The 21,957-nt window shown below is 64.6% G+C and carries 21 protein-coding genes and 1 tRNA gene; 16 read left to right on the top strand and 6 right to left on the bottom strand.

The annotated features are described in order from the left end of the window. Nucleotides 1-2: 2 nt before the first annotated feature. Genes VJ162_RS04840 through VJ162_RS04820 form a run of 5 tightly spaced genes read left to right on the top strand, consistent with a single transcriptional unit; the run spans nucleotide 3 to nucleotide 3,103 of the window. On the top strand, nucleotides 3-512 hold the full coding sequence (locus VJ162_RS04840) for a DUF7287 family protein (protein ID WP_324662766.1): 510 nt from the start codon (nucleotides 3-5) through the stop codon (nucleotides 510-512). Next, on the top strand, nucleotides 506-1,090 hold the full coding sequence (locus VJ162_RS04835) for a DUF7288 family protein (protein WP_324662765.1): 585 nt from the start codon (nucleotides 506-508) through the stop codon (nucleotides 1,088-1,090). The genes VJ162_RS04840 and VJ162_RS04835 overlap by 7 nt, the downstream gene beginning before the upstream one ends. Nucleotides 1,091-1,110: 20 nt before the next feature. Further along, nucleotides 1,111-1,959, top strand: a complete 849-nt coding sequence (locus VJ162_RS04830; protein WP_324662764.1) for a hypothetical protein — start codon at nucleotides 1,111-1,113, stop codon at nucleotides 1,957-1,959. Continuing rightward, on the top strand, nucleotides 1,959-2,405 hold the full coding sequence (locus VJ162_RS04825; RefSeq protein ID WP_324662762.1) for a DUF7266 family protein: 447 nt from the start codon (nucleotides 1,959-1,961) through the stop codon (nucleotides 2,403-2,405). Before VJ162_RS04830 ends, VJ162_RS04825 begins: the two co-directional genes overlap by 1 nt. After that, complete coding sequence (locus tag VJ162_RS04820; RefSeq protein WP_324662761.1) at nucleotides 2,402-3,103, top strand: DUF7289 family protein; 702 nt, start codon at nucleotides 2,402-2,404, stop codon at nucleotides 3,101-3,103. Before VJ162_RS04825 ends, VJ162_RS04820 begins: the two co-directional genes overlap by 4 nt. Nucleotides 3,104-3,256: 153 nt before the next feature. On the opposite strand, the gene VJ162_RS04815 is transcribed toward VJ162_RS04820, so the two are convergent. Together VJ162_RS04815 and VJ162_RS04810 are read right to left on the bottom strand one after the other, a co-directional pair. Further along, nucleotides 3,257-7,096, bottom strand: coding sequence for a DUF7289 family protein (locus VJ162_RS04815; protein WP_324662760.1), 3,840 nt, complete (start codon nucleotides 7,094-7,096; stop codon nucleotides 3,257-3,259). Between the two features lie 844 nt (nucleotides 7,097-7,940). After that, a tRNA-Ala gene (locus VJ162_RS04810) sits at nucleotides 7,941-8,012 on the bottom strand. Between the two features lie 229 nt (nucleotides 8,013-8,241). On the opposite strand from VJ162_RS04810, the gene VJ162_RS04805 reads away from it, so the two are divergent. From VJ162_RS04805 to VJ162_RS04785, 5 genes are read left to right on the top strand one after another with little or no spacing between them, the layout of a single operon-like run. Then, a complete protein-coding gene (locus VJ162_RS04805; protein ID WP_324662759.1) occupies nucleotides 8,242-8,805 on the top strand; it encodes a DUF7287 family protein in 564 nt (187 codons plus the stop codon). A 1-nt stretch (nucleotide 8,806) separates the two neighbouring features. Further along, nucleotides 8,807-9,391 (top strand): DUF7288 family protein, encoded by a 585-nt coding sequence (locus VJ162_RS04800; RefSeq protein WP_324662758.1) that lies wholly within the window; start codon nucleotides 8,807-8,809, stop codon nucleotides 9,389-9,391. After that, nucleotides 9,379-10,374 carry a DUF7261 family protein gene (locus VJ162_RS04795; RefSeq protein WP_324662757.1) on the top strand — a complete coding sequence of 332 codons (996 nt, stop codon included), beginning with the start codon at nucleotides 9,379-9,381 and terminating at the stop codon, nucleotides 10,372-10,374. Before VJ162_RS04800 ends, VJ162_RS04795 begins: the two co-directional genes overlap by 13 nt. Further along, a complete protein-coding gene (locus VJ162_RS04790) occupies nucleotides 10,367-10,810 on the top strand; it encodes a DUF7266 family protein (protein ID WP_324662756.1) in 444 nt (147 codons plus the stop codon). Before VJ162_RS04795 ends, VJ162_RS04790 begins: the two co-directional genes overlap by 8 nt. After that, nucleotides 10,803-11,561, top strand: a complete 759-nt coding sequence (locus tag VJ162_RS04785; protein ID WP_324662754.1) for a DUF7289 family protein — start codon at nucleotides 10,803-10,805, stop codon at nucleotides 11,559-11,561. Before VJ162_RS04790 ends, VJ162_RS04785 begins: the two co-directional genes overlap by 8 nt. 114 nt (nucleotides 11,562-11,675) lie before the next feature. On the opposite strand, the gene VJ162_RS04780 is transcribed toward VJ162_RS04785, so the two are convergent. After that, entirely contained in the window at nucleotides 11,676-13,499 is a 1,824-nt protein-coding gene (locus VJ162_RS04780) for a DUF7289 family protein (protein ID WP_324662752.1), read from the bottom strand. A gap of 238 nt (nucleotides 13,500-13,737) precedes the next feature. On the opposite strand from VJ162_RS04780, the gene VJ162_RS04775 reads away from it, so the two are divergent. The 4 genes from VJ162_RS04775 to VJ162_RS04760 are packed head-to-tail and all read left to right on the top strand — an operon-like array spanning nucleotide 13,738 to nucleotide 16,214. Then, nucleotides 13,738-14,199, top strand: coding sequence for a 30S ribosomal protein S15 (locus VJ162_RS04775; RefSeq protein ID WP_324662751.1), 462 nt, complete (start codon nucleotides 13,738-13,740; stop codon nucleotides 14,197-14,199). Further along, nucleotides 14,199-15,308, top strand: coding sequence for a hypothetical protein (locus VJ162_RS04770; RefSeq protein ID WP_324662750.1), 1,110 nt, complete (start codon nucleotides 14,199-14,201; stop codon nucleotides 15,306-15,308). The genes VJ162_RS04775 and VJ162_RS04770 overlap by 1 nt, the downstream gene beginning before the upstream one ends. Then, a complete protein-coding gene (locus tag VJ162_RS04765; protein ID WP_324662748.1) occupies nucleotides 15,305-15,580 on the top strand; it encodes a KEOPS complex subunit Pcc1 in 276 nt (91 codons plus the stop codon). The genes VJ162_RS04770 and VJ162_RS04765 overlap by 4 nt, the downstream gene beginning before the upstream one ends. After that, nucleotides 15,573-16,214 carry a 30S ribosomal protein S3ae gene (locus VJ162_RS04760; protein WP_324662747.1) on the top strand — a complete coding sequence of 214 codons (642 nt, stop codon included), beginning with the start codon at nucleotides 15,573-15,575 and terminating at the stop codon, nucleotides 16,212-16,214. Before VJ162_RS04765 ends, VJ162_RS04760 begins: the two co-directional genes overlap by 8 nt. Nucleotides 16,215-16,283: 69 nt before the next feature. Here the strand turns inward: VJ162_RS04760 and VJ162_RS04755 are convergent, their stop codons facing one another. The 3 genes from VJ162_RS04755 to VJ162_RS04745 all read right to left on the bottom strand — a co-directional run bounded on the left by VJ162_RS04755 (nucleotide 16,284) and on the right by VJ162_RS04745 (nucleotide 20,228). After that, nucleotides 16,284-16,739, bottom strand: a complete 456-nt coding sequence (locus VJ162_RS04755; RefSeq protein ID WP_324662746.1) for a plastocyanin/azurin family copper-binding protein — start codon at nucleotides 16,737-16,739, stop codon at nucleotides 16,284-16,286. A gap of 39 nt (nucleotides 16,740-16,778) precedes the next feature. Beyond that, entirely contained in the window at nucleotides 16,779-17,945 is a 1,167-nt protein-coding gene (locus tag VJ162_RS04750; RefSeq protein WP_324662745.1) for a 5-(carboxyamino)imidazole ribonucleotide synthase, read from the bottom strand. 270 nt (nucleotides 17,946-18,215) lie between these two features. Continuing rightward, nucleotides 18,216-20,228: a flippase activity-associated protein Agl23 gene (locus VJ162_RS04745; protein ID WP_324662744.1), complete on the bottom strand. Its 2,013-nt coding sequence runs from the start codon at nucleotides 20,226-20,228 to the stop codon at nucleotides 18,216-18,218. Between the two features lie 91 nt (nucleotides 20,229-20,319). On the opposite strand from VJ162_RS04745, the gene ribH reads away from it, so the two are divergent. Together ribH and VJ162_RS04735 are read left to right on the top strand one after the other, a co-directional pair. After that, nucleotides 20,320-20,724, top strand: coding sequence for a 6,7-dimethyl-8-ribityllumazine synthase (gene ribH / locus VJ162_RS04740; RefSeq protein ID WP_324662742.1), 405 nt, complete (start codon nucleotides 20,320-20,322; stop codon nucleotides 20,722-20,724). Next, nucleotides 20,721-21,929, top strand: a complete 1,209-nt coding sequence (locus VJ162_RS04735; RefSeq protein WP_324662741.1) for a pyridoxal phosphate-dependent aminotransferase — start codon at nucleotides 20,721-20,723, stop codon at nucleotides 21,927-21,929. The genes ribH and VJ162_RS04735 overlap by 4 nt, the downstream gene beginning before the upstream one ends. Nucleotides 21,930-21,957 lie beyond the last annotated feature (28 nt).

The following is a 21,957-nucleotide window of genomic DNA, read 5'->3' as shown; positions in this document are numbered from 1 at the left end:
GTATGACGGGGGACCGGGGCCAGACGACACAGGATTTCGCTATCGGTGTCAGCGTACTCCTAGTGACGGTTATCGGCGCGTTCTTTTTTAGCCAAGGCGGGGCCCTGGCGGTCTATGAGGGGACATCACCGGGCGTGGACCAGCCACAAGCCGACCGAATCGCCTCCTATATCGTCGAGAACTACAGCACCGAAGAGCAGTCAAACGTGTTACGATACGACGAGCCCGGGGGGATAGAGGAGCTGTCCGGAAACATGAAGAGACTCAAGCTCCGGGCCGGTACGAACGTCTCCTCGGACAGGCGGACCGATCCCCTCGTCAACGTGAGTATCGTCAACGCGACGACGCTGGAGCGCGGTGAGCGGACCCCTGCCTCGAAGCTCATCGATTCGGGCAGCTGGGGAGAGTACCGCCGCTCCGAGCCCGTGACGGCCTCGCGCGTCGTCCGGCTGACGAACGACCCGTCAACTGAGTGTGACCCGACCTGTTGGCTGGTGGTCCGCGTATGGTAAACGGCGACCGAGGACAGGCGTACACGCTGGAGGGCGTGCTGGCCGCCATCCTCGTCGTGACGGCCACGGTGTACGGACTGGGCGCTATCGACACCCGCGCCTGGGAAGACGAGACGCGGAGCGAAACACGGCAGCTGAAGTATCAGGCTAGCGATGTCCTTTCGATTGCGGGTGAGTCTGGTGCTCTGCGGGACGCAGTGATGTGTTATCGTGAGGGACGCCCGATAGACGGCAATCAGGACAGAACACTGGCCGAGTTCGAACAGATACTCAATCTTACGTTCGATAGCCAGGCACAACAGTACGCCCTCAATTTCAGCTACTGGAACACAACCAACCAACGTGAGACCCAACTGGTCTCCGACAGGTCCCAGAGTTCGAACGACCAGCCGCCGGCGAGTGCCGTCGCCGCTTCGACTACGGTGACAATAACTGACAACACGAGTCGACGTATCGGGGACGAGTGCAACCCGATTCCACTCACTGTCAAGCAAGATGGTGAGTTCTACATCAGCAAAGACGTCGACCCGAGCGGCCCCCTGTACAACGTCGTGGAGGTGCGACTGGTCGTATGGTGAGCGACGACCGAGCACAGGTGTTGCTGCTCGGCGGGCTGGCCATCGCCATCGTGTTTCTGACGGCCATTCCGCTGTCGAACAGCCTCGTCGTCTCCGAGAGCGCGTCCACTTCGGAGACAGTCGCTGACATCGACAGAGCTGCCGAGCGGGAGGCCAGTGTCAACCGTGGCCTCCGAGCCATCGTCCGGGACGCTGACCCCAACGACCCGGCCGCGCTCAACCGCTCGCTCCGGAACTTCTCACGGTACTACACGAACGTGAGCGGCCAGCAGGACGGGGTCTACGTCAACGCGACAGTGAACGTCACTGCCTCACGAGGTGGGGTGGTGAACGCGACCGGTGGTGACTTCAAAGCGTACAACAGGACCCTCGATAGCCCGCCGCACAACGGTTGGGTTCTAATCGAGGATTCGGAGCGAATATCGATGTTCGTGATGCAGATAAATAAAACGGATAGCAGGGGCAAACCGAATTTCACACTATCAGTCTCGAATGCTTCCGGTACCACTTGGCAAATGCGAATCGACGGTGGAGCCAACACAACCGTCAAAATCAACACTCCTGACGGGAGCAGTTGGACCGACTACTGTTCTAGTAACGGCGACCTGAACTTGGATATCAAAGCCGGCGAGTGCCGGACAGACACTGGCCGGTCTCCGTTTCCGACGTACACCGAGACCGTGAACGAACCATATTCCGTGCGATACGACAACGCGCAGAAAATAACTGATGGGAGCTATCGGCTGGCTGGTATCGGCGAGTTCCCCACTGGCAACAGTAGCGCTGTCGTCGTCCCGGCTGTCGAACTCACATACGTCGGGCCGGACACGACCTACGAGCGAAGGGTTCTGGTGAACGAGACCTCATGATGGGGGACACACGCGCCGTCTCGCCGGCGGTCACGCAGGCGCTGACAATCGGCATCTCGACGATACTGATAACGGGGCTGTTGCTAGGTGGCTCGTCGTACGTCGACAACAAGCGGGAGCAGACGGTCCGACAGGGGTTACAGGACGTCGGCTCGGGGGTCGCTAGCGACCTCGTCCGACTCGACCAGTTTGACACCGCTGACGTCTCCAGCAACGTCTCGTTCACTTCAAACTATCCGGATCGGCTTGCGGGTGAGGGTTATCGCGTTCATGTTGTTGAAGATGGTGAGCTGACCATGATACACATCAACTCGACGTCCAGTGACCGACAGACGCAGGTGCGATTCGCGAACGACCAACCGGTCTGTGAGAGCACTGTCCGGGGTGGTCAGATAACTGTCCTCTACGATGTGACCAGAGGCTGTCTGGAGGTACGTTCCCCGTGACTCGGAGTGGCTCCCGGGCCGTCTCGGATATCGTTTCGTTCACGCTTGTGTTCAGCACGATAATCTTCATGATCGGCGTCGTCACCGTTACCGGCCTCGGGACGTTGGGTGATGTCCAAGAAGGCACAGAATCAAATATCGCAGAGGTGACGATGTTAAACTACGCTACGACGCTTTCTGATCATCGCGAGGGTATCGACCGCCGGTCGACGACAATAAAACTGCAGGGCCACAGTCTCGAACTTACCAACTCGTGGGTAAACTGGAGCGTTCCCGGTGAAACCCGAACGAATATGTCTACCGGTGCCCTCGTCCGGACGACCGATACCGACACCGAACTCGTCTACCAGAGCGGAGCGCTGTTCCGAGCCGAAGATGGTGGTGGTGGTGTCGTCGTCCGGCAGTCGCCTTTCCGATGTGGAGAGCGAACCGCACATCTCGCCGTGACAAATGTCACGGGTGAGTTCAGCATCTCGTCAGACAGGCGGGTCACCCTCGAAAGCGTCCGCCAAGACCAGAGTATTACTACCAGAAACGCGACTTCGGTCAATGTTTCCCTCGACGGAGCGGAACAATCTGACCAGTGGAACGATGCCCTTGCTGGCGACTGGGAAGGGTCGGGGGATGAATACACGTGTGAGAGTATCAAACACGTCGTGGTTCACGAGACGACAGTTCGAATCGATATCGTCCAGTGAGCGCCACCGCCCAACTTGGGGTCGGCAACCAGTCCATCACGTGTTACCGATGGGGCCTGAGGGTTTCGGCCCCAGCCAGCCGTGACACTGAACAGATGCAGTCGCTCGGTGGCGTCAAACACCACGACGGGCGGGACGACTCGCCCCGGCCTATCAGTTGACCGTAATAGTCCCAGAGCCGACAGATATGGGTGAGTCGTCCGCATCAGTCCCGCCCTCCGAGACATCCCGCAGGTACAGGTCGCCGGTGTCCCTGTCCGCGATGCTGTCGGCCGTCGTGTCGTCGTACACTGTGACAGTGTAGGTGTAGTAGCCCGGGTCAAGGTCCGTTTTGAAGTCGACATACGCCGGCACCGTGCCCTGTCCGACCAGACTCCCACCGCCGACCTGTTTCCCGGTCACGGTCTCGCGGAACACCTCGCTGCCGTCACTATCGGTGACAGTCAGGCGGACGTCGCGTTCGTCACCGACCGTTCCGTCGTTCGCCAGTTCGACGCTCATCACTGATGCGCCACCCGTACGCTTGATCACTGTCCCGGTGTCGTAGTCGCCCGTCCCGATGTTGATAGAGTCGTTGTCGGGCACGTAGACGTTGGACGAGCCGAGGAAGAAGTCGAGCGACGAGGTGGAGACGTTGTCGGTCCCGACGGTGTACGTGTAGTTCCCCGGCGTGGTGGGCAGCGAGAGGGTCGTATCTTTCGTCTCACCCGAGTCTATCTGTAGCGTGGTGTCGACCTGCCCCGTGGTCCCGTCGTCGGTGTTCTCGTAGGAGAGCGTGACCTGCTGTGTCCCGTCGAGTTCACCCGTGTTGGTCACGTTGATAGCTGCGACTGGAGTCTCATCGTCATCGGCCACCGGGGGTGAGCTGACACCGCTTATCTGGAAGAACGACGTGGACGGCTCGCCGATCGTCAGGAACCCGGAGCGCTCTGAGCCGTCGGTTTCGGTCACGTTGGTCTGCCACTCGTAGGTGCCTGCCGGCAGCGACTCCGTTTCGAGCGGGATCTCGATCGTGTCAGTCTCACCGGTATCGAGTGGGACAGTGGTGTTCGGGTATGTCTCGCCAGCGAATGTAGTGCTCACGTCCGTAGCCGCCTCCTGCCCGCCGATGTTAGCTACGGTCAGCTCAAGCGTCGCCGGGTCGCCCGTATCGACTCTCGACGGGACATCGTAATCGGTGATGATGAAGTTCGGTTCCGTCTCCGCCGTGCGGTTTATCGATTCGACCTGGAACCTCGCGATGGCATCGTTGTAGTCGGGGTCGCCTTCTTCGTCCGCGTTCTCGGTGCTGGCGTCTTCCATCGAGAGCTCGTAGAGGAACACGCGCTCGTCGTCGGCCAGCTGGAGCCGACCGTCGTCGATGCGCCCCTCCAGCATGTCACTGAGCGTGAGCTGATAGGGTGCTGACTGGAGATATGCCGGTACTTCTTCTCCGTCCCCCCGGATGACGACGTTGTCCGGATTGGTGTCGTTGCTGATTTGGATTATCGGGTCGTCAGTGACTTCGCTGTCTTCACAGACGTAGCCGTACGTCGAACTCCCGTCGTCCCGTCGATCCGGGTGTTCGATGCCCGTGTAGTCGTAGTCCCAGGTGTCGAACGACTCGTCGAAGCTGGAAACGCCGCAGCCGTAACTGCTCGCGTACAGCCCGACCGTGGTGTTGGCCTCCACCGAGAGGGAGATGTTGAAGACGTTCGAATAGCTGTCGTCCTGCATCGCCCGTTCGGCTGCGGGATGGTTGACATCAGGCCCCGTCTCGTGGACAGTCCCGTCGGAATCAGTGATTTCTATGTCTTCCCAGAGAGTCCGTTCGTACACCCCGCTGCTGTTGTTTATGACGAGCGTCATCTCGGTCGGACTGGGGTACTCTCCCGAGAAGTACCGTCCTTCGAGCTCCGCACCTTCCATCGTAATCCGCACGTCGGAGCGGACGTTGACCTCGACCTGTCCGTTGCTGTCGGAGATCGTCGGCACGTCCTCACGCACGTCGAGAACCTGCTGTAACGACGTGTTCTCCGTCGAGACGGAGAGTTCGTTGTTCCCGAGAGTTACGTCCTCACTGCCGGTGTCCAGCGTCCAGTCGATGGACGTACTGGCATCCGGGTCGAGCGTGTGCGTCTCCGACCGTATCACGTCCCCGCTTTCGTTGGTCAGTTCCACCGTCTGTGTGTCCGCCTCGTTCCCGGTGTTGTTGACCGTCACCGAGACTGTGGTCTCGTTGCCACTGATGACCGGGTTCTCGGAGAAACGCAGCCCGCTAAGGACGAAGTTCGGGCCGTCCGGCGTCCCGACGTAAAACAGCCCCCGCCGGGTCTCGTTGGGGGTTTCGAACCGGTAGCTGTAGTTCCCGACCGAGTTCGCGGTGTACTCCGTCGAGACCGTCGTCGATTCGGCCCCCGAGGCCGTCCCGTCGAGCGTTGCCGTCTCCGTTGTCTCTGCCACTGTCGTCCCGTCGTCATTGTCGAGTATCGTGACCGATACATCGCCCCGAAGCGGTTCGGCACCGCTGTTTGTGACTTCGGTGCTCACGTTGACCGTCGTCCCGCGGTCGACGTCGTAGGGCGGCGAGACGCTCGTCAGCCGGAAGTAGCCGCTCTCACCGACGATGAACGGGTCTACCGACGCCGTTTCACCCGGCGTCACTGCACTGCTGAACGTCAGGGTGTGCGTGCCGACGTTCCCGGTGGGGAGTTCCTCCCCGACGGGTATCTCTTTGGTCTCCCCCGGCGGGACCGTCACAGCCCAGCTCGCCACGGGCTGGCCGTCGACGGTCATCGTCACCGTCTCGAAGGCCGTCATCCCGTCGGTGTTCGTGACGGTCAGATTGGCGTCGCCGGGTGACCCGCCGACGGAGAGTGTAGATGGTACGTCCGAGCGATTCAGCTCGGAGGCCGGCTCGGCGGTCGCGCTCTGGAGCGTCAGTGTCTCGTTCGCGCTGTCGGTCGCCGTCGTCCAGACCATCGACTCCCCGGACGGCCCGACGACGGCGTTGTCCGCCGGTATCGTGAACGTCACGTCCTTGCTATCGCCGCCGCCGATACTCGTCGTCGTCTCGTTGTGCTGGTCGCCGTAGTCAAACTGGACCGACTTTTCGGCCCGCAGTCCTCCGGTGTTGGTCACGTTCGCGGTTACCTGAATCGGGTCACTGCCGGATGCCCTGGATGCCGTTACGTCCGAGACTTCGAACTCCGCCTCGGAAGTGTCTCCGAGCGAGTACCGAATCGTGACCGTATCACCCGGCTCCACGTTCTCCGTCGGGGTGACGGTCACCAGGTCGCTGTCGTAGTTATTCTGGGCCCAGGCGGACCAGGCTCGCGAATACTGGCTGTTCTTTATCTGCAGGGTCGCGTTTTCAACGTTTCTAGGGCGACAAATGTAGTCTAGATTGCCGTCGGCCGGCGGGGCGTCGTACGTCCCGTCGGTGTACAGCGCACGAGTCAGGTTGTACTGGTGTTGTCGCTCCCTAGTTGTATTGACCGAGGTCTGTAGTTCGGCGGTCGACCCGATTTGCCCGTTGACTTTGACGAAGGAAACGTCAAGCGAACCCGAGTCATAGGTAACGTCCGGTTGTGAGACCATCGTGGCTCCCGACTCGGTCATTCGCCAGACGCCCCCACCCTCGTAGGCAACTGCCTGACCGTTGTCGTCGTACTTGATGCTGCTCAGCGGACGCTCGCCGGTCGAACATTCCGAGTTGTTGTTCAACGTCAACTCGTACGTCTGGTCGTTGGAGATGGCCACTTTCCCCTCGAGTTCGTTGGGGAGATCTATCGTGGTGTTCCCCCCGCTGCTCTGCTCGAGCGTGCTGTCTATCTGGAGCATCGACTCCTCGGCGATCTCCATATCGGCTTGCTGGTTCGTCTCGTTGATGCTCACCCACCCCGTCGCCAGGATGACTACCACCCCGGTCAGCGTGAGGCCAACCAGCAGCACCACCGCAACGACGTTCGAGACCCCCTTCTTATCGGACGCGAGGCTACTCCAGTGACCCATCTTACTCTAACTCACTTTATGCGGACAAAAAACTACCGATTGATTAGGGCCTAGTTACCAAAAAACACCCCTCTCACACCTACTAGGCCCTATTTTCGAGCCTCATACAGCGAATATTTCCTAGCGAAGATGCCTACTATAGTAGCCATTGAAAATCAATGCACACCCGACCGCACGACAGCAGTGCGGTCGGTGTGTAAATCGTTTCAATTGTTACTATAGCCCCGGTTGCTCACTCCAGGCATTGTTCCCGACTGCCGTCGGCCGATAACTACGGCACCATACTGACGGTCCCGGAGAGACAGCCGCTCAGATGAGGGGGCTCTCTCGATAGCCAGTGGCCCATGAAGATTACTGGGTATCTGGCCGCCGGCGACGAGGGCCCCGACGATCGACCGCTCGCTGGGTGCGACGCCGTCAGCGCCAAAGTGGTAAAACACCACCCTTCCTTGATCTCACACCGCGCGTGCAGGGGTCGGGAAAGCAGTTGATTTCCCCGGGACCCGGGCACGGACCAGTCGTCGTCCTTGACGTAGGTCCCGGTGTCGGCGACGGCGGGTATCCCGGCCCAGTCCAGTCGTAGTTAGCAGGCACTTGCCGGGCTCGCCAACGTCGAACCCGCCCCATTTTCCACGGAATCGAGAGCGAGACAGCGGTCGGCGAAGCCGCTGGTACGGCGACAGATTTCCCTCTCAGAAACCGCCCGACGGCGAGGCCCGCGCTGGCCCGTCTGATTATCTCCGTTCTCTGAGGGAGGCGATGAAAAGCCTATTCGGTCGAGTAAGCGTCTAAATCCCGAGAAAACAGCGTTCGGCCGTCCTTCGTCACGGCCGTTTATTTCACATGGACTCGCCGGGATTTGAACCCGGGGCCTCTCCCATGCCAAGGGAGTGATCTACCCCTGATCTACGAGCCCGCGACGCATTACTCAGTATCCGATGGCCTTTATTAAACCCATCGAAGCAGCACGGGGACGGGAGGCGGTAGCGTGATACGGACTGTTGTAGTCATCTACCGGGGCCCCCTCTGTACGGCTCGGCGATACCGGCGGGAGACGACAGCGGTCCGTATGGGTCGGCCATAATGGCTAATACCGTCGCCGATAGTGAATCAGGGAACAGTTGGGTCACAACGGGTCACAGCAGATGGGAACACAGAGTCGGAGCGAACCCCGGATATCGCCGCGCGCTGGTCCGGTCGACACCCGCGGGCAGACGACGATAGATTTCGCTATCGGTATCAGCGTCTTTCTGGCGGTGTTGCTGTTTATCTTCCTGTTCATCCCGGGCATTCTCTCGCCGTTCACCGCGAGCGCACAGGCCGAGACGGTCTCCTCGAACAGAGCCGCGGACCAGCTCGCGACCGGGATGCTGGGGTCGCCGTCGGACCCCTACGCTCTGGACAGTTACTGTACGGTCACGTTCTTCGAGGGGGACACAACGGGCTGTTCGTTCAGCGATGACTCCCTCGAAGCGCAACTCGGTGTCGCGACGAGCGACCAGAAGGTAAACGTCAGTCTCCGGGGGGACAGCCGGGAGATACTGGGCTGGAACGCCACCGAACCCGACACCGGGGTCGCAAACTCGTCACGTTCGGATATCGTCTTCGCCCGCGGGGACTCGCTCCCGGATACCGAGCCGTCGGTGACGTCGGTCAGGGTCGTCACACTCGACGGGCGAGACGTGACGCTGTACGTGGAGATGTGGTAAGATGCGGGCACAGGCACACACGCTGGAGGCGACGGTTGCCGGGCTGCTCATGCTGTCGAGTCTCATCTTCGCCTTACAGATGACGGCGGTGACGCCGCTGTCAGCGAGTACGTCCAGCCAGCACATCGAGAACCAGCAGCAGGCCACGGGTCAGGGTGTGCTCGCCGCGGCGGCCCGGCGGGGAGTGTTGAAACCGGCCGTGCTCTACTGGAACAACAGCTCGGCGCAGTATCACGACGTGGGCGTCCAGCGGTTCTACACGTCCGGGCCGCCCGACAATCAGTTCGGTGCGATGCTGGAACGGGCGTTCAACGGGAACGGGATCGCCTACAACGTCTACTTCCGGTTCCAGAACGACGACGGGGTCCCGATAACCCGCCGATACGTCTACAGCGGCGTCCCGACCGACAACGCTGTCACGGCGACGCATACGGTGACGCTGCAGGACGACGACCCGCTGTACGACGCTGACGGGACGCCGAGTGAAACCAGAGTCGGCGGCGCTAACGTGACGTACCCGATGCCGGATACCGGCGCCAATCTGTACAACACGGTGCGGGTGGAGGTGGTCGCATGGCGGATCTGAGGGGGAACGAGCGGGGGCAGATAATCCTCGTGGCGGCCTTTGCGCTCGCTATCATCTTCGTCGCGATGGCGCTCGTCGTCAACTCGGCGATTTTCACCGAGAATCTCGCGAGTCGAGGCGAGACCACCGGCAGCAACGACGCGCTGTCGATGCGGGCGATGGTCGAGGCGAACGTCGGCGACGCGGTTGCGTCGGCGAACCGCAACAACAACGCTTCGACCGCAACGCTGACGACCGCCGTGAACGCAAGCGTCAGAAACATCTCCCGACAGACTGGTCGCCAGGCGGCCCGGTCGGGCCGCGTGGTCGATGTCGCGTACGACTCCTCGACGGCCGGCGAGCGGGTCTACCAGTCGGACGGGACGACGTTTGCCAACAATAGCTCGGCCGAGTATCCGGTCGCCGAAGATGTCGCCCGGGTCACCGACGGGAACGGCACGCGGGCCTTCGAGATAGACGCCACCGATATCGCGGCCGCGAACAACGACAGCGCGTTCACGGTTCGGGTCCAGGAGCACGGCCTCGACAGCGGGAACGAGAACAGCTGGCGTGCCCGCATCTGGCGTGTCGACTCCGACACCGTCCACGTCAGGACACTGAAAAACGCCAGCGGAACGACGGCAATAGAGGACTGCGAGGTCACGCACGACCCCTCCCTGTCGTCCGTCCACGTCGACGTGACCGCTGGGACCATCGAGGGAGAGCCGTGTGACGCGCTCACTACCGGTCCGACCGGCGAGAACTTCCACTTCGGCGCCGGAGCGACGGACAACTACGACGTTTCCTTTGCCAACGCGGACGAGATTACCGGGAACTTCTCGATGGTCGTCCATCCGGGGTCCAGCCTGTCACTCCCGTCGCTTGATAGCTCGCTCGAATCGAGTCCCGCCCTCTACGACGTGACAGTCCGGTACACGTACGTGACAACCGACATGCGCTACGAAACCGACGTTCGGGTCGCCCCGGGTGAGCCGGATGTCTGACGCGCGTGCGGTCTCGACGACGCTGAGCTACGTGCTCGCGCTGGCCATCGCGACGGTACTGATAACCGGTATCATCGTCGCCGGCGGGAGCTACGTCGACTCCCAGCGCGAGCAGGTCATCAGGGACGAACTCACCGTCACCGGCCAGCAGCTGGCCGCGGATATCGAGCGGGCCGACCGGCTGGTCAGAGCCGCAGACACCGACGGCGACGTGACCGTCCGGACGAACCAGTCGTCCTCGAACTCGGTCACGGGCGCTCCGTACCGGATCACCCTGGACAGTAGCACAGACACCCTTGTCTTGAACACCACCAATCCTGACGTGACCGTGCGGGTCGGCCTCGCAGTCGAGACGCCGCTCGCGGAGCGCACCATTCTCGGCGGCGATGTGCAGGTCCGGTACACCGGAAGCAAACTGGAGGTGCGCGATGTCTGAGCGTGCCGTCAGCGAGGTCGTCAGCTACGTGTTGGTGTTCGCCCTCGTCGTCTCGGCCGTGGGCATCATCTCGGTCAGCGGCCTCAGCACGCTCCAGGACACGCGCAACGACGAGCAGATGGAGAACGCGGAGCGTGCCTTCGACGTGCTGGCGAACAACCTCGCGGATGTCCACCGGCGTGACGCGCCGAGCCGCGCGACGGAGATAAGCCTCGGCGAGGCCCGGATGGCGACGGCTGACAACGTCACGATGCGTGTCAACGTGACTGAGTCCAGCGGGACCTGGCACAGCGAGAGCTGGCAGATACGCCCACTCGTCTACACCGGCGACGACGACCGGAAACTGGTGTACGAGGCAGGGGCGGTGTTCCGGACTGCCAGCGGGGGCGGCGTCCGGGTAACGGACCCGCCGTTCGTCGTCAGCGAAGACCGCGTCCTCGTCTCGGTGGTCGGGCTCAACCGTCCGGACCGGCAGGCACTCGGCGGCTCGACGGTGCTCGTCCGCGGTCGGAACCGGGGGACGACGCTCGCGTACGACAACACGGCGGGCGATGTCGAACGTCTCAACGTCTCCCTCCGGGGGACTCCCCGGACAGACCTCTGGCGAGCGTACTTCGAAGAAGCCGGGTTCGAAGACTGTCGGAACCTCTCGGACGGTATCAGCTGTGCGTACTACGGAGAATCGCCCTCTCGCACTATCGACCAGGTGTACGTCGTCCACCACGACATCGCGGTCGACATCGAGTCCTGACGCGCCCGCAGGCGCTGTCGAGCGCTACCCGAGTTCGTCTCGCCCCAGGCGAGTCACAGTGATAGGCGCCACCAGCAGCCCCGAACCGTCGTGTAGGCTCTGTCCGGCCACCCCCTAGCCGTTCGCTATCTGGACTTCATTCGTCGAGGCGTGGATGTACGTCACCCGGACGATGGACTCGCTCTGTTCCAGCACCTGCTGTGTTCGGAGCGCTTCGTCGTAGTGGATAGAGCCGCCGTTGCCGGAGCCGATCGTCGTGGTCCCGGTGAGAACCCCGCCGTAGACGACGCCGCTGGCGAGCGTGACGGTTCCAGTACCCGACGCGCCCGGCGGGGCGTATATGACGCCGACGTACTTTGCGAGGTTGCCGCCGGAGCCGTCACCGATGGTCGCGGTGAAGTCGTCCTGGCCGAACAGCCGGAACTGCGGGGCGTCGTCGCCGTCGTTGGTTATGGACGCACCCTTCCCCAGAGACAGCTGGTTCGAGTTGCCGCCGCTGCCCTCGACGTAGACGCTCACTGTCCCGTCACCGACGACTTCCATGCTAGCGTTTTCCCCGAGGTCGACGTTCTCCTCGACTGCGAGGAAAATATCGCCATCGGTGGTGTTGAGCGTCACCCGGCCGCCGCTTGCAACGTCGACGGTCTGGAGGTAGTAGCTCCCGGCCCTGAGTTCGACGGTCCCGGCGGAGTAGTTGAGCCGGTCGCCGCTGATTGGGACCCCGCTGTCGGCGTTGTCGTTGCTCGACCGCGTCTCGTTGACCTGGGTTCGGACGATGCCGTTGATGGCCGGCGCCTGGTCGATACCGCTTATCTGGGAGACCTGTCCCGACGACCTGTTGTCACAGGCGTTGCGCGAGTCATCGCAGCGGTCGCTGTAGCTGATATTCCCGTCGACGAAGGGGGCACCGTTCCCGTTTGCCTTCCCGACATCGACAGTCCCGCCCGAGACGACATCGCCGTGAATGTCCGAACTCCCGGACCCGCTGGTGAGGTCGATATCACCGCCGTACACGATGTCACCATCCTTTCCGGGGGTCTGTTCGCAGTACCCGTCGTCGGTGCCGCTGGAGTTGTAGCTGTTGATGTACACCTTCGTCGGACTGCAGATGTTCCCGGCGTTGCCGTTCAGGTTGAAGGTCCCGCTGGCCGAGAGACTCGACGTCGCGGAGGTGACTTTCGTGTTCTGCAGCGGCGTGACAAGCGCCAGCGTCACCCTGTCGTTCGGGTGGTCGTACTCGACCTCGCCGTCGGTCCGGGTCTCGAAGTACCGCCCCCACGCGCGGTAGTACTCGCTCGTGACGGCCACTTCGACCCGAGCGTTCTCGAGGGGATTGGTGTAGTTGCCGTTCCTGTCCGGATTGGGGAAGTACCGCGTCGTGTTGGCATCCGAGATGACGGCGCGGTCGCCGATGGTCCCGGACGAACCGACCGTCACCAGCGGCAGGGTGAGCGTCGCGTCGCGGTAGTGAAACTCCGGGGGCGACACCATCACCGAGTTCCCGTCGCCGTCCGACCGCCAGACGCCACCGCCCTGGTAGGCGACGGTGGTGCCGTCGTCTGTCTCGTAGACGATGCGGCCCATCTCCGTCGAGAACACCTCCGTTTCGTTCCCGTTCGTCTGGTTTCTGTACGACAGCCGCATCCGGCCGGCCCCCGCCTCGGCCGTGTACGTGTTGTCCTGGCCCGTCGAGAGGTCGACCCGCTGGCGCTGGGAGTTCCCGAGCGCGACCAGCGCCGCTTGGGAGTCGAGTTGCGTCATCGTCTTCTCCGTTCGCTCCGTGTCCAGTGTCTCCTGTGTCCCGTCTATCGCTCCCGCACCCAGCGCTACGATGAGCGTCGTCGCCGCGATGACCAGCGCGAAGACGAGCAAAAACCCGAGCGGCCCGGACTGTGCCCGTAGCTGCCGCTGGTCGTCCTGTCCCGGACAGGCAAGCATACTACATATAAACGGAACCGGACGTAATAAGCTCGCTGGCCGTTCTCGCTCCGGAGCCACCACGACACAGATGGAAACGGTTTAGTTGCGGCACCGGTGACCTACCCACGGGAACAGCACGACCGCAAATCTGACACGCCGCGGGCTTCCGCGGCTCGGGATTGCGGCCGTGTTTGGCATCGTCCGATGCCGATACGCCTCGCTACCGCGAGCGGTTCGTGCGGTTCCAACGACAACTATGGCACGAATGCATACACGCCGTCGCGGCTCGTCCGACTCGGACAAGCCGGCGGCAGACGAACCCCCGGAGTGGAGTGACATCGACGAAGACGCCATCGAAGAACGAGTCGTCGAACTCGCGGAACAGGGCCACTCGCCCAGCGAGATCGGCCTGAAACTGCGCGACGAGGGCGTCCAGGGCACGCCGGTCCCGAACGTCAAGCTCGCGACCGGCAAGAAGGTCACCGAGATCCTCGAGGACAACGACGCCGACCCCGACTTCCCCGAGGACCTCCGGAACCTGATGAAACGCGCCGTCCGCCTGCGCGACCACATGGACGAACACCCTGGTGACCACCAGAACAAGCGCGCGCTCCAGAACACGCAGTCGAAGATCCGGCGACTCGTCGACTACTACCGCGGTGACGAGATCGACGAGGACTTCACCTACAGCTACGAGAAGGCCGTCTCGCTACTGTAATGTCGACGACCGGTCGGGACCAGGCGCCAGCGCCCTCGCCCAGTGACCTCGCCGCCGCGCTCGACGGGGCCGCCTTCGTGCGGCTCGTCAGCGACGCGACCGGCGCGGCGCTTTCGGCCACGGGCCTGTTGGCGCGGGCACTGGCGGCCGACGACACGCCGTTCCAGGCGAGCGTCGTCGCCCCCTTCGCCGACCCCGACCGGACCACAGAGGCCGACGTGACCGTCTCGCTCGGCGCCGGCGGCCACGGCGCCGACCACACGCTGTCGGCGACGCCGGCCGCGACCGCCTTCGCTATCGCCCGCGAACTCGGGGCCGGCGACCCCGTTCTCGCGCTGGCCGGCACCGTCGCCGGCGGCGACGCGGACGGGACGGTCGCCGATGCCGCCGAACGGGCCGGCGTCGAACGGCGCCCGGGGCTCGCCGTCCCGGTCGCGGACATCGCCGACGGACTGGCCCACTCGACGCTGCTGTCGGGGCCGTTCTCCGGCGACGCCGAAGCGGCACGGGCGGCGCTCGCGGAGCTGGACCTGCCAGCCGACCCGACCGACGACGACCGCCGGCGCGTCGCGTCGCTGGTCGCGCTGGCGGTCACCGAGGACGCCCCCGAGCGGGCGACCGAGGCCGTCGCCCGGGGGCTCCACCCCTACGTCGGCGGCCCCTTCGAGACGGTCGGCGGCTACGCCGACGTGCTCGACGCGGTCGCCCGCGAGGCGCCCGGCACGGGCATCGCGCTCGCGCTGGGCCACGAGGGCGTCCGCGAATCGGCGCTGTCGGCCTGGCAGACCCACGCCGCACGCGTTCACAGCGCCGTCGCCGACGCGACGACCGGCCGGTACGACGGCCTGTTCGTCGCCCGCGGCGACGAGATGCCCGTCGGCACCGTCGCCCGGCTCGTGGCCGACTTCCACGCGCCGGAGCCGGTGACACTCGTCGTGACCGACGGCGAGGCGGCCGCCCGCGCCACCGACGGCCGGGACGTGGCCGCGACCATGCGGGCCGCGACCGACGCCGTCGGCGGCGAGACAGTAGGACGGGGCGACCGCGCACGCGCCCGGTTCGACGTACCCACGTCTGAACTCATCGAAGCGTTCCGGGAGGCAGTATGAGACGGGCGCCAATCCGAACGGACGGTGGTTCGACCGCCGCCACAGAGCTCCGAACGACACACGGCTCGCCGGCCCGTGCCGAGCGCGTGGCCGCGGCCGTCCGCCCGGACAACACTGCCGAGATGACCACCCGCGTCGACGGCGACGCCGTGGTCACCACTATCGAGCGCGACAACACCAGCGGCCTCCAGTCGACAGTCGACGACTACGTCGTCAACCTCCGAGTCGCAGCACAGCTTACGACCGACCCAACACAATCCAATCATGAGTGAACGAAGCGTCTCCAAGCGCACACAGCAGAAACGGTGGTACACCGTGCAGGCTCCCGAGCAGTTCGACCGGGAGACTCTCGGCAAGACCACAGCAGACGAACCGGACAAGGTGCTCGGCCGCACCATCGAGACCACGCTGGGCGAACTGAACAACGACGCCAGCGAGAACAACACCAAACTCACGTTCAAGATCAACGAGGTCGCCTCCGATACGGCCTACACGGAGTTCATCAAACACGAGCTGACGCGGGACTACCTGCGCTCGCTCGTCCGCCGTGGCTCCTCGAAGGTCGAGGCCTACATCACCGTGCTGACGACGGACGACTACCGCGTCCAGATTCAGCCGGTGGCCGTGACGACCAAGAAGGCCGACGCCTCCCAGGAAAAGGCCATCCGCCGCACGATGATAGACCTCGTCCGCGAGTCCGCGAAAGACCGGACCTTCGAGGAAGTCATCGACAGCGTCGTCGAGGGCCGCCTCTCCTCGGCCATCTACGGCGAGGCCAAGGACATCTACCCGCTCCGACGCGTCGAGATCCAGAAGACGACGCTCGAAGCGCGTCCCGAAGAGGTCGCCGCCGAAGAGGAGACGGCCGTCGACGTCGACGAGGACGACGTCGACGTCGAAGCCTGACTCCCGGACACGGACTTACTTCACTTTTTGTCGCGGACTGCCGACAGCGGTCGCGCCGTGTGAAACGACTCAGTTCGTCGTGGCCGTATCGGTCCCGGTCGGCGTTCCGGACCCCTCGGTGACGACGACGGTGCCGACCATCCCGCCCCGCTCGTGAGGGATACAGAAGTAGGGGTACTCGCCGGGCACCTCGAAGGTGTGTTCGAAAGTGTCGCCCTCGAACATCGTCCCGCCGGAGCTGTTGCCCCAGGCGTCGCGTGCGGCCTCCTCGCTGTCGAACCCGCCGGACGCGAAGTAGTCGGCACCGTCGGGGAGGCCGCTCTCGTAGGCCGTCACGGAGTGGCCCTGCTTGTTCGTGTTCAGCCAGGTGACCGTGGTGCCGGCCGCGACCTCGATGGTCTCCGGGCGGAACACCTTCGCACCCATCCCCACGTCGTAGTCGCTCGGCGTGCCGCCACCGATACAGCCGGCCAGTCCGACTGCCGCCGTCGGTACCGCCGCCCGGAGGAAGGCCCGTCGCTCCATACTCGCGCTCGGGACCGGAGGGACAAATGCCGCTCGGTTCTACCTGCGGAAGGTGAGCCCGTCGCGGAGTTCGCCGACCTCGGCGAGCAGCCCGTCGCGGTCGTCGCCGGTCATCGTGACGTGGCCCATCTTCCGGAGCGGGTACACCTCGCGTTTGCCGTACCAGTGGAGATGTGCCCGCGCCGTCGAGAGTACGGACTCCTCGCCGTCCATTACGGCGTCCTGGCGTTCGTCCACGTCGCCGAGGATGTTCGCGGAGACGGTCGGGTCCCGAATCTCGGTCGTCCCCAGCGGTTCGCCCAGCACGGCCCGGACGTGCTGTTCGAACTGGGAGGTGTGACACCCCTCGATGGTCCAGTGGCCGGAGTTGTGCGGGCGCGGGGCGATCTCGTTGAGCAGAATCTCGCCTTCCGAGCCACTCCGTGGCTCGCTGGTCTGGAAGAGTTCGATACCGAAGACGCCCCGCCCGTCCATGGCGTCGAGCACGTCGAGTGCCACCTCGCGGGCGCGCTCTCGCACCTCGTCGCTCGCCCGCGCGGGAGCGACGCTCTCGCGGAGAATCTCCTCGCGGTGGACGGTCTCTGTGACCGGGAACGTATCGCGCTCGCCGTCGCCCAGACAGCCCATCACGGCGAGTTCGCGCTCGAAGTCGACCATCTCCTCGACCATGGCCGGGCCGGCGACCTCGTCCATCGCGGCCTCAGCGTCGTCCGGACCCGACACCGGAACGTTTCCCCGGCCGTCGTAGCCGCCGGTCCGTGCTTTCAGCATGGCGGGGTAGCCAAGCTCCTCGCAGGCCTCCCGGAGCTCGTCGGTGGTGTCGACGCCGCGGAACTCGGGGACTGGCACGCCGGCGTCGGCGAGCCGGCGCTTCTGGACGAGCTTGTCCTGGATGGTCCGCAGGGTCTCCGGCGCCGGGTGGACCGGCGTGCCCGTCTCTTCGGCGACCCGTTCTAAGGCGTCCGGGTCGGCCAGTTCGATTTCGAACGTGAGCACGTCGGCCCGCTCGGCCAGCTCCCGGATGGTCGATTCGTCCTCGAAGCCGCCGACCAGCTGGTCCCGCACCACCGGCGCGGCCGGGCAGTCCGGCGTCGGGTCGGCGACGACCAGTTCGACGCCAAGCGGCGCCGCGGCCTCACCGAGCATCCGCCCAAGTTGTCCGCCGCCGACGACGCCGACGGTCGGGCCTGGAGACGTTCGTGTCATAGCCGGGCCTACCGCGGGGGTCCGCTTAAGCCTTTGAGTTCTACCGCTACCGGGCGGTCCCGTCGTCGACGGCGGTTGTCACTACGCCGTCCCGCTGTCGACGGCGGTTGTCACTGCGCCGTCCCGTCGTCGACGGCGGTTGTCACTACGCCGTCCCGCTGTCGACAGCGGTTGTCACTACGCCGTCCCGCTGTCGACGGCGGTTGTCACTACGCCGTCCCGCTGTCGACGGCGGTTGTCACTGCGCCGTCCCGCTGTCGACGGCGGTTGTCACTGCGCCGTCCCGTCGTCGACGGCGTCTTCGTTCGTCCAGACCGTGAACCGGTTCCGGTCGCCGGTAGTCCGCATCCGGTGGGTCTGGCCCTCGTAGCCGGCCTCCGTCAGCGCCGCCTCGGGCACCGTTGGGTCGAAGTTCTGGGTGATGATGACTGGCGGCGGGCGCTCGCGGAGGAGCGATTCGAGGTTCCGGTCGCTGTTCTCACAGCGGACGTCCATGTCGTCCGCGGCGAAGTACCACGGCAGCGGCAGGGAGTTGTACCACATCAGACAGGTCGGTCTGTTGTTCCGGTAGGACTCGTCCCACTCGTCCCGGTTCGGCCCGACGTAGGCGTTGTACTCGTCGAACTGGCTCCCGGACTCCCCGTAGTAGACGAGCACGTCGGTGTCCCCGCTGTGGGCCGTCGCGAGCCGGTCCATCTCCTGAAGGTCGCTTTTGAGGCTCTCGCTGGGCTGGGCGTACTGGACCAGGGGGTTTCCGTCCTCGGTGGTGTCCGTGTAGACCTGCCCGACGGCCGACTGGGCGACAAGCACCGACAGGGCAAACAGGACGAGCGCCGCGCTGCCAAAGCGGGACATGTCCCCGGTCGACAGCGACGCCGAGCCCCAGCGGAACACGGCGGCCAGCGCGACCGCCGCCGGGACCGCAAGCGGGACGATAGCGTGGACGGCGAGCCAGGGCGCGCCGATGTCGGTCCCAAGCGGGTAGCCGAAGATGGAGACAAAGCCCGCATAAAAGCAAAACGGGACCAGGTGACGGGGCGCCGTGGCGCCCAGGCGGTCGAGGACGTAGCCCGCGCCCGCCAGAACGGCCACGACGCGCGAGCCAAGCACCAGCGCCTCGGTCGACACCCAGAAGTGCTTCAGATACGTCTCCCGCGATTTCTCCGTGCCCGGCTCCAGCCAGTTGCCCCACTGGTCGACGACGCGGTCGACCGTGTTTTCGAGCAGTTGACCGAACAGCGTCGGGTTCGTGATCCCCTCCCAGAACCCGACGTACCCGGGCGTCGTCGCCGCGATGGCCGGGTGACTCTCGATACCGTCGATGCCGGCCCCCCGTGGCGCGTAAAAGTACAGCGAGACGAGCGCGAAAACGAGGAGCGCGAAAACGATGTGGCCGAGGTACGCGCCGGCGGTCAACAGCGCGTCGTCGTGGCGCTTGCGGAACGACTGGACGACGCCGACAACCAGCCACACGTCGCCTTTCACCCGACCGACCACGCGGTTCCAGACGGCGCCGGCCGACGGGGGGCCAGTAGCGAACTCCACCCGGCCAAAGCGCTCGGGCAGGACGGCGGTCGCGGCGTCGTTGACCCGCCGGGGGAGGACGAACCCGGCGGCGTCGCGGAAGCCGTTGGGCAAGACGAGAAGCTTCGCCAGCAGGAGGCCCGTCGCGCCGAGCCAGGTGACGACGTAGACGAGCGCGTTCTCCTTCGAGGCAAAGCCAAGCGCGAGGAAGACGGCGGCGGCGTACATGTAGCGTGGCTTCCGGGTATCGTAGAGCCGAACGAGCAGGCCGAAAGCGACGAACATGAACGCCGCGACGAGCACGTCGCTTCGCATGAACCGCGAGTAGTAGACGAGGACGGGGTCGAGCGTAAAGAGGAGCGCGAGCGCGACGGTCTCGCTCCGGGACAGATGCGCCCGCAGGAGCAGCGCCGAAAGGGGCAGGAGCCCGCCGACGACGGCCACCGGGAGCCGCATCGCGAAGTCGCTGGGGCCGACGAGCGCGAACAGCCACCGGTCGGCGTGCTGGATGAACGGACCGTGGATGATGTAGCGGTAGGCGAAGTTGCCCGTCTCGCCGAAGTGCCAGGCCCAGTAGGCCACCCGACCCTCGTCGAAGTGGGCCACGCGGGCGCCGAGAAAGACGGTGCGGAGGACGAGCGAGAGAACGGTGACCGCGACGACCAGTTTCACCGTGGCGTAGTCGTCGCTGTCGAACCACGCCGCGCCACGGTCGCGGAACTGCCGGAGGGCAGAGGCCACACCGCTCGACGTAGACATTACCGGGTCCAAGACGAGCGGGGATTAGAACCTTTCTGGTTTCCCGACACGGAACGGTAGTTCTTTACGCGCGAGCGTCCCCACACCCGATATGGTGCAGCTCGGACTGGTCGTGGCTCAGTACGACAAACACGGGGATGTCATCGATTCGATGCAGGAGTCTGCGCGCGCGGCCGCTGCCGAGGCGGGCGCGACCATCGCCGAGACGCTCTCGGTCCCCGGCGCCTACGACACGCCGCTCGCCGCGGACCGGCTGGCACGGCTGGACGACATCGACGCCGTTGCGGTGCTCGGCGTCGTCATCGAGGGCGATACGGACCACGACAAGGTCATCACCGACGCCGCCGCACAGGGGCTGACTGACGTGTCCCTCGAACGGGACACCCCCGTCACGCTGGGCATCATCGGGCCGGGCATGAGCAAAGACGAAGCCGAGGCGCGCACGGACAAGGGCGGCTCGGCCGTCACGAGCGCCATCGAACTCGCAAAACTATGACTATGGACTTCGCTTCACGGGTCGAACGTGTAGAGCCGAGTGCGACACTCGCGATAAGCAACAAGGCCGCCAAACTGGAGGCCGAGGGCAAGGACGTCGTCGACCTGTCGGTGGGCGAACCCGACTTCGACACGCCCGAGAACATCAAGGACGCCGCCAAAGACGCCCTCGATGCCGGTCACACCGGCTACACCTCCTCGAACGGCATCCCGGAACTCAAGGAGGCTATCGCCGAGAAGCTCCACGACGACGGGCTCACCCAGTACGAGGCCGACAACGTCATCGTCACGCCCGGCGGCAAACAGGCCCTCTACGAGATCTTCCAGACCGTCATCGACGACGGTGACGAGGTCGCCCTGCTTGACCCGGCGTGGGTCTCCTACGAGGCGATGGTGAAACTGGCCGGCGGTTCGCTCACCCGGGTCGACACCGCCGCCCACGACTTCCAGCTTGAGGGCGCGCTGGACGACCTCACGGAGGCCGTTTCGGACGACACCGAACTGCTCGTCGTCAACTCCCCGGGCAATCCCCACGGTGCGGTCTACTCCCGGGACGCCCTCGAAGGGGTCCGGGACCTCGCCGTCGAGCACGACATCACCGTCATCTCCGACGAGATCTACAAGGAGATCACCTACGACGGCGCCGAGGCCATCTCGCTCGGAACGCTGGAGGGGATGGAAGACCGGACCGTGACGCTGAACGGCTTCTCGAAGGCCTACTCGATGACCGGCTGGCGGCTGGGCTACTTCGCCGGCCCCGAAGAGCTGGTCTCCCAGGCCGGGAAGGTCCACTCGCACTCGGTCTCCTGTGCGGTGAACTTCGTCCAGCACGCCGGCGTCGAGGCCATCACCAACACCGACGAGGCCGTCGAGGAGATGCGCCAGGCCTTCGCCGAGCGCCGGGAGTTCCTCATGGGGCTCTTCGAGGACCACGGGGTCCACGTCCCCGAGCCCCAGGGCGCGTTCTACATGATGCCCGAAATCGCGCCCGAGGGGGACAGCGAGTCGCGGAGCGACTCGGACAGTCTCCCGGTGGAACCGGGAGACGACACCGAGTGGTGTAACGAGGCCATCTCGGAGGCCCAGGTCGCGACGGTGCCGGGCAGCGCCTTCGGTACGCCGGGCTACGCTCGGATCTCCTATGCGAACAGCAAAGAGCGGCTCGAAGAAGCGGTCGACCGGCTGGCCGAACACGACCTTATCTAGGAACACTAACTGTTTTTGCCGCTGGGGC

This window comes from Haloarcula sediminis (genome assembly GCF_035656455.1).
In the GTDB taxonomy this organism is placed as follows: Archaea; Halobacteriota; Halobacteria; order Halobacteriales; family Haloarculaceae; genus Haloarcula; species Haloarcula sediminis.
Note: the sequence above shows the minus strand (reverse complement) of the source record. Positions and strands in the feature narration are given on the sequence as shown.

What these genes read in the sequence shown, in the direction of transcription:
- VJ162_RS04815 (WP_324662760.1), bottom strand. Translation starts at nt 7,096, where the DNA reads ATGGGTCACTGGAGTAGCCTCGCGTCCGATAAGAAGGGGGTCTCGAAC.
- VJ162_RS04805 (WP_324662759.1), top strand. Translation starts at nt 8,242, where the DNA reads ATGGGAACACAGAGTCGGAGCGAACCCCGGATATCGCCGCGCGCTGGT.
- VJ162_RS04800 (WP_324662758.1), top strand. Translation starts at nt 8,807, where the DNA reads ATGCGGGCACAGGCACACACGCTGGAGGCGACGGTTGCCGGGCTGCTC.
- VJ162_RS04785 (WP_324662754.1), top strand. Translation starts at nt 10,803, where the DNA reads ATGTCTGAGCGTGCCGTCAGCGAGGTCGTCAGCTACGTGTTGGTGTTC.
- VJ162_RS04780 (WP_324662752.1), bottom strand. Translation starts at nt 13,499, where the DNA reads ATGCTTGCCTGTCCGGGACAGGACGACCAGCGGCAGCTACGGGCACAG.
- VJ162_RS04775 (WP_324662751.1), top strand. Translation starts at nt 13,738, where the DNA reads ATGGCACGAATGCATACACGCCGTCGCGGCTCGTCCGACTCGGACAAG.
- VJ162_RS04835 (WP_324662765.1), top strand. Translation starts at nt 506, where the DNA reads ATGGTAAACGGCGACCGAGGACAGGCGTACACGCTGGAGGGCGTGCTG.
- VJ162_RS04825 (WP_324662762.1), top strand. Translation starts at nt 1,959, where the DNA reads ATGGGGGACACACGCGCCGTCTCGCCGGCGGTCACGCAGGCGCTGACA.
- VJ162_RS04770 (WP_324662750.1), top strand. Translation starts at nt 14,199, where the DNA reads ATGTCGACGACCGGTCGGGACCAGGCGCCAGCGCCCTCGCCCAGTGAC.
- VJ162_RS04840 (WP_324662766.1), top strand. Translation starts at nt 3, where the DNA reads ATGACGGGGGACCGGGGCCAGACGACACAGGATTTCGCTATCGGTGTC.
- VJ162_RS04755 (WP_324662746.1), bottom strand. Translation starts at nt 16,739, where the DNA reads ATGGAGCGACGGGCCTTCCTCCGGGCGGCGGTACCGACGGCGGCAGTC.
- VJ162_RS04750 (WP_324662745.1), bottom strand. Translation starts at nt 17,945, where the DNA reads ATGACACGAACGTCTCCAGGCCCGACCGTCGGCGTCGTCGGCGGCGGA.
- VJ162_RS04790 (WP_324662756.1), top strand. Translation starts at nt 10,367, where the DNA reads ATGTCTGACGCGCGTGCGGTCTCGACGACGCTGAGCTACGTGCTCGCG.
- ribH (WP_324662742.1), top strand. Translation starts at nt 20,320, where the DNA reads ATGGTGCAGCTCGGACTGGTCGTGGCTCAGTACGACAAACACGGGGAT.
- VJ162_RS04765 (WP_324662748.1), top strand. Translation starts at nt 15,305, where the DNA reads ATGAGACGGGCGCCAATCCGAACGGACGGTGGTTCGACCGCCGCCACA.
- VJ162_RS04795 (WP_324662757.1), top strand. Translation starts at nt 9,379, where the DNA reads ATGGCGGATCTGAGGGGGAACGAGCGGGGGCAGATAATCCTCGTGGCG.
- VJ162_RS04760 (WP_324662747.1), top strand. Translation starts at nt 15,573, where the DNA reads ATGAGTGAACGAAGCGTCTCCAAGCGCACACAGCAGAAACGGTGGTAC.
- VJ162_RS04735 (WP_324662741.1), top strand. Translation starts at nt 20,721, where the DNA reads ATGACTATGGACTTCGCTTCACGGGTCGAACGTGTAGAGCCGAGTGCG.
- VJ162_RS04745 (WP_324662744.1), bottom strand. Translation starts at nt 20,228, where the DNA reads ATGTCTACGTCGAGCGGTGTGGCCTCTGCCCTCCGGCAGTTCCGCGAC.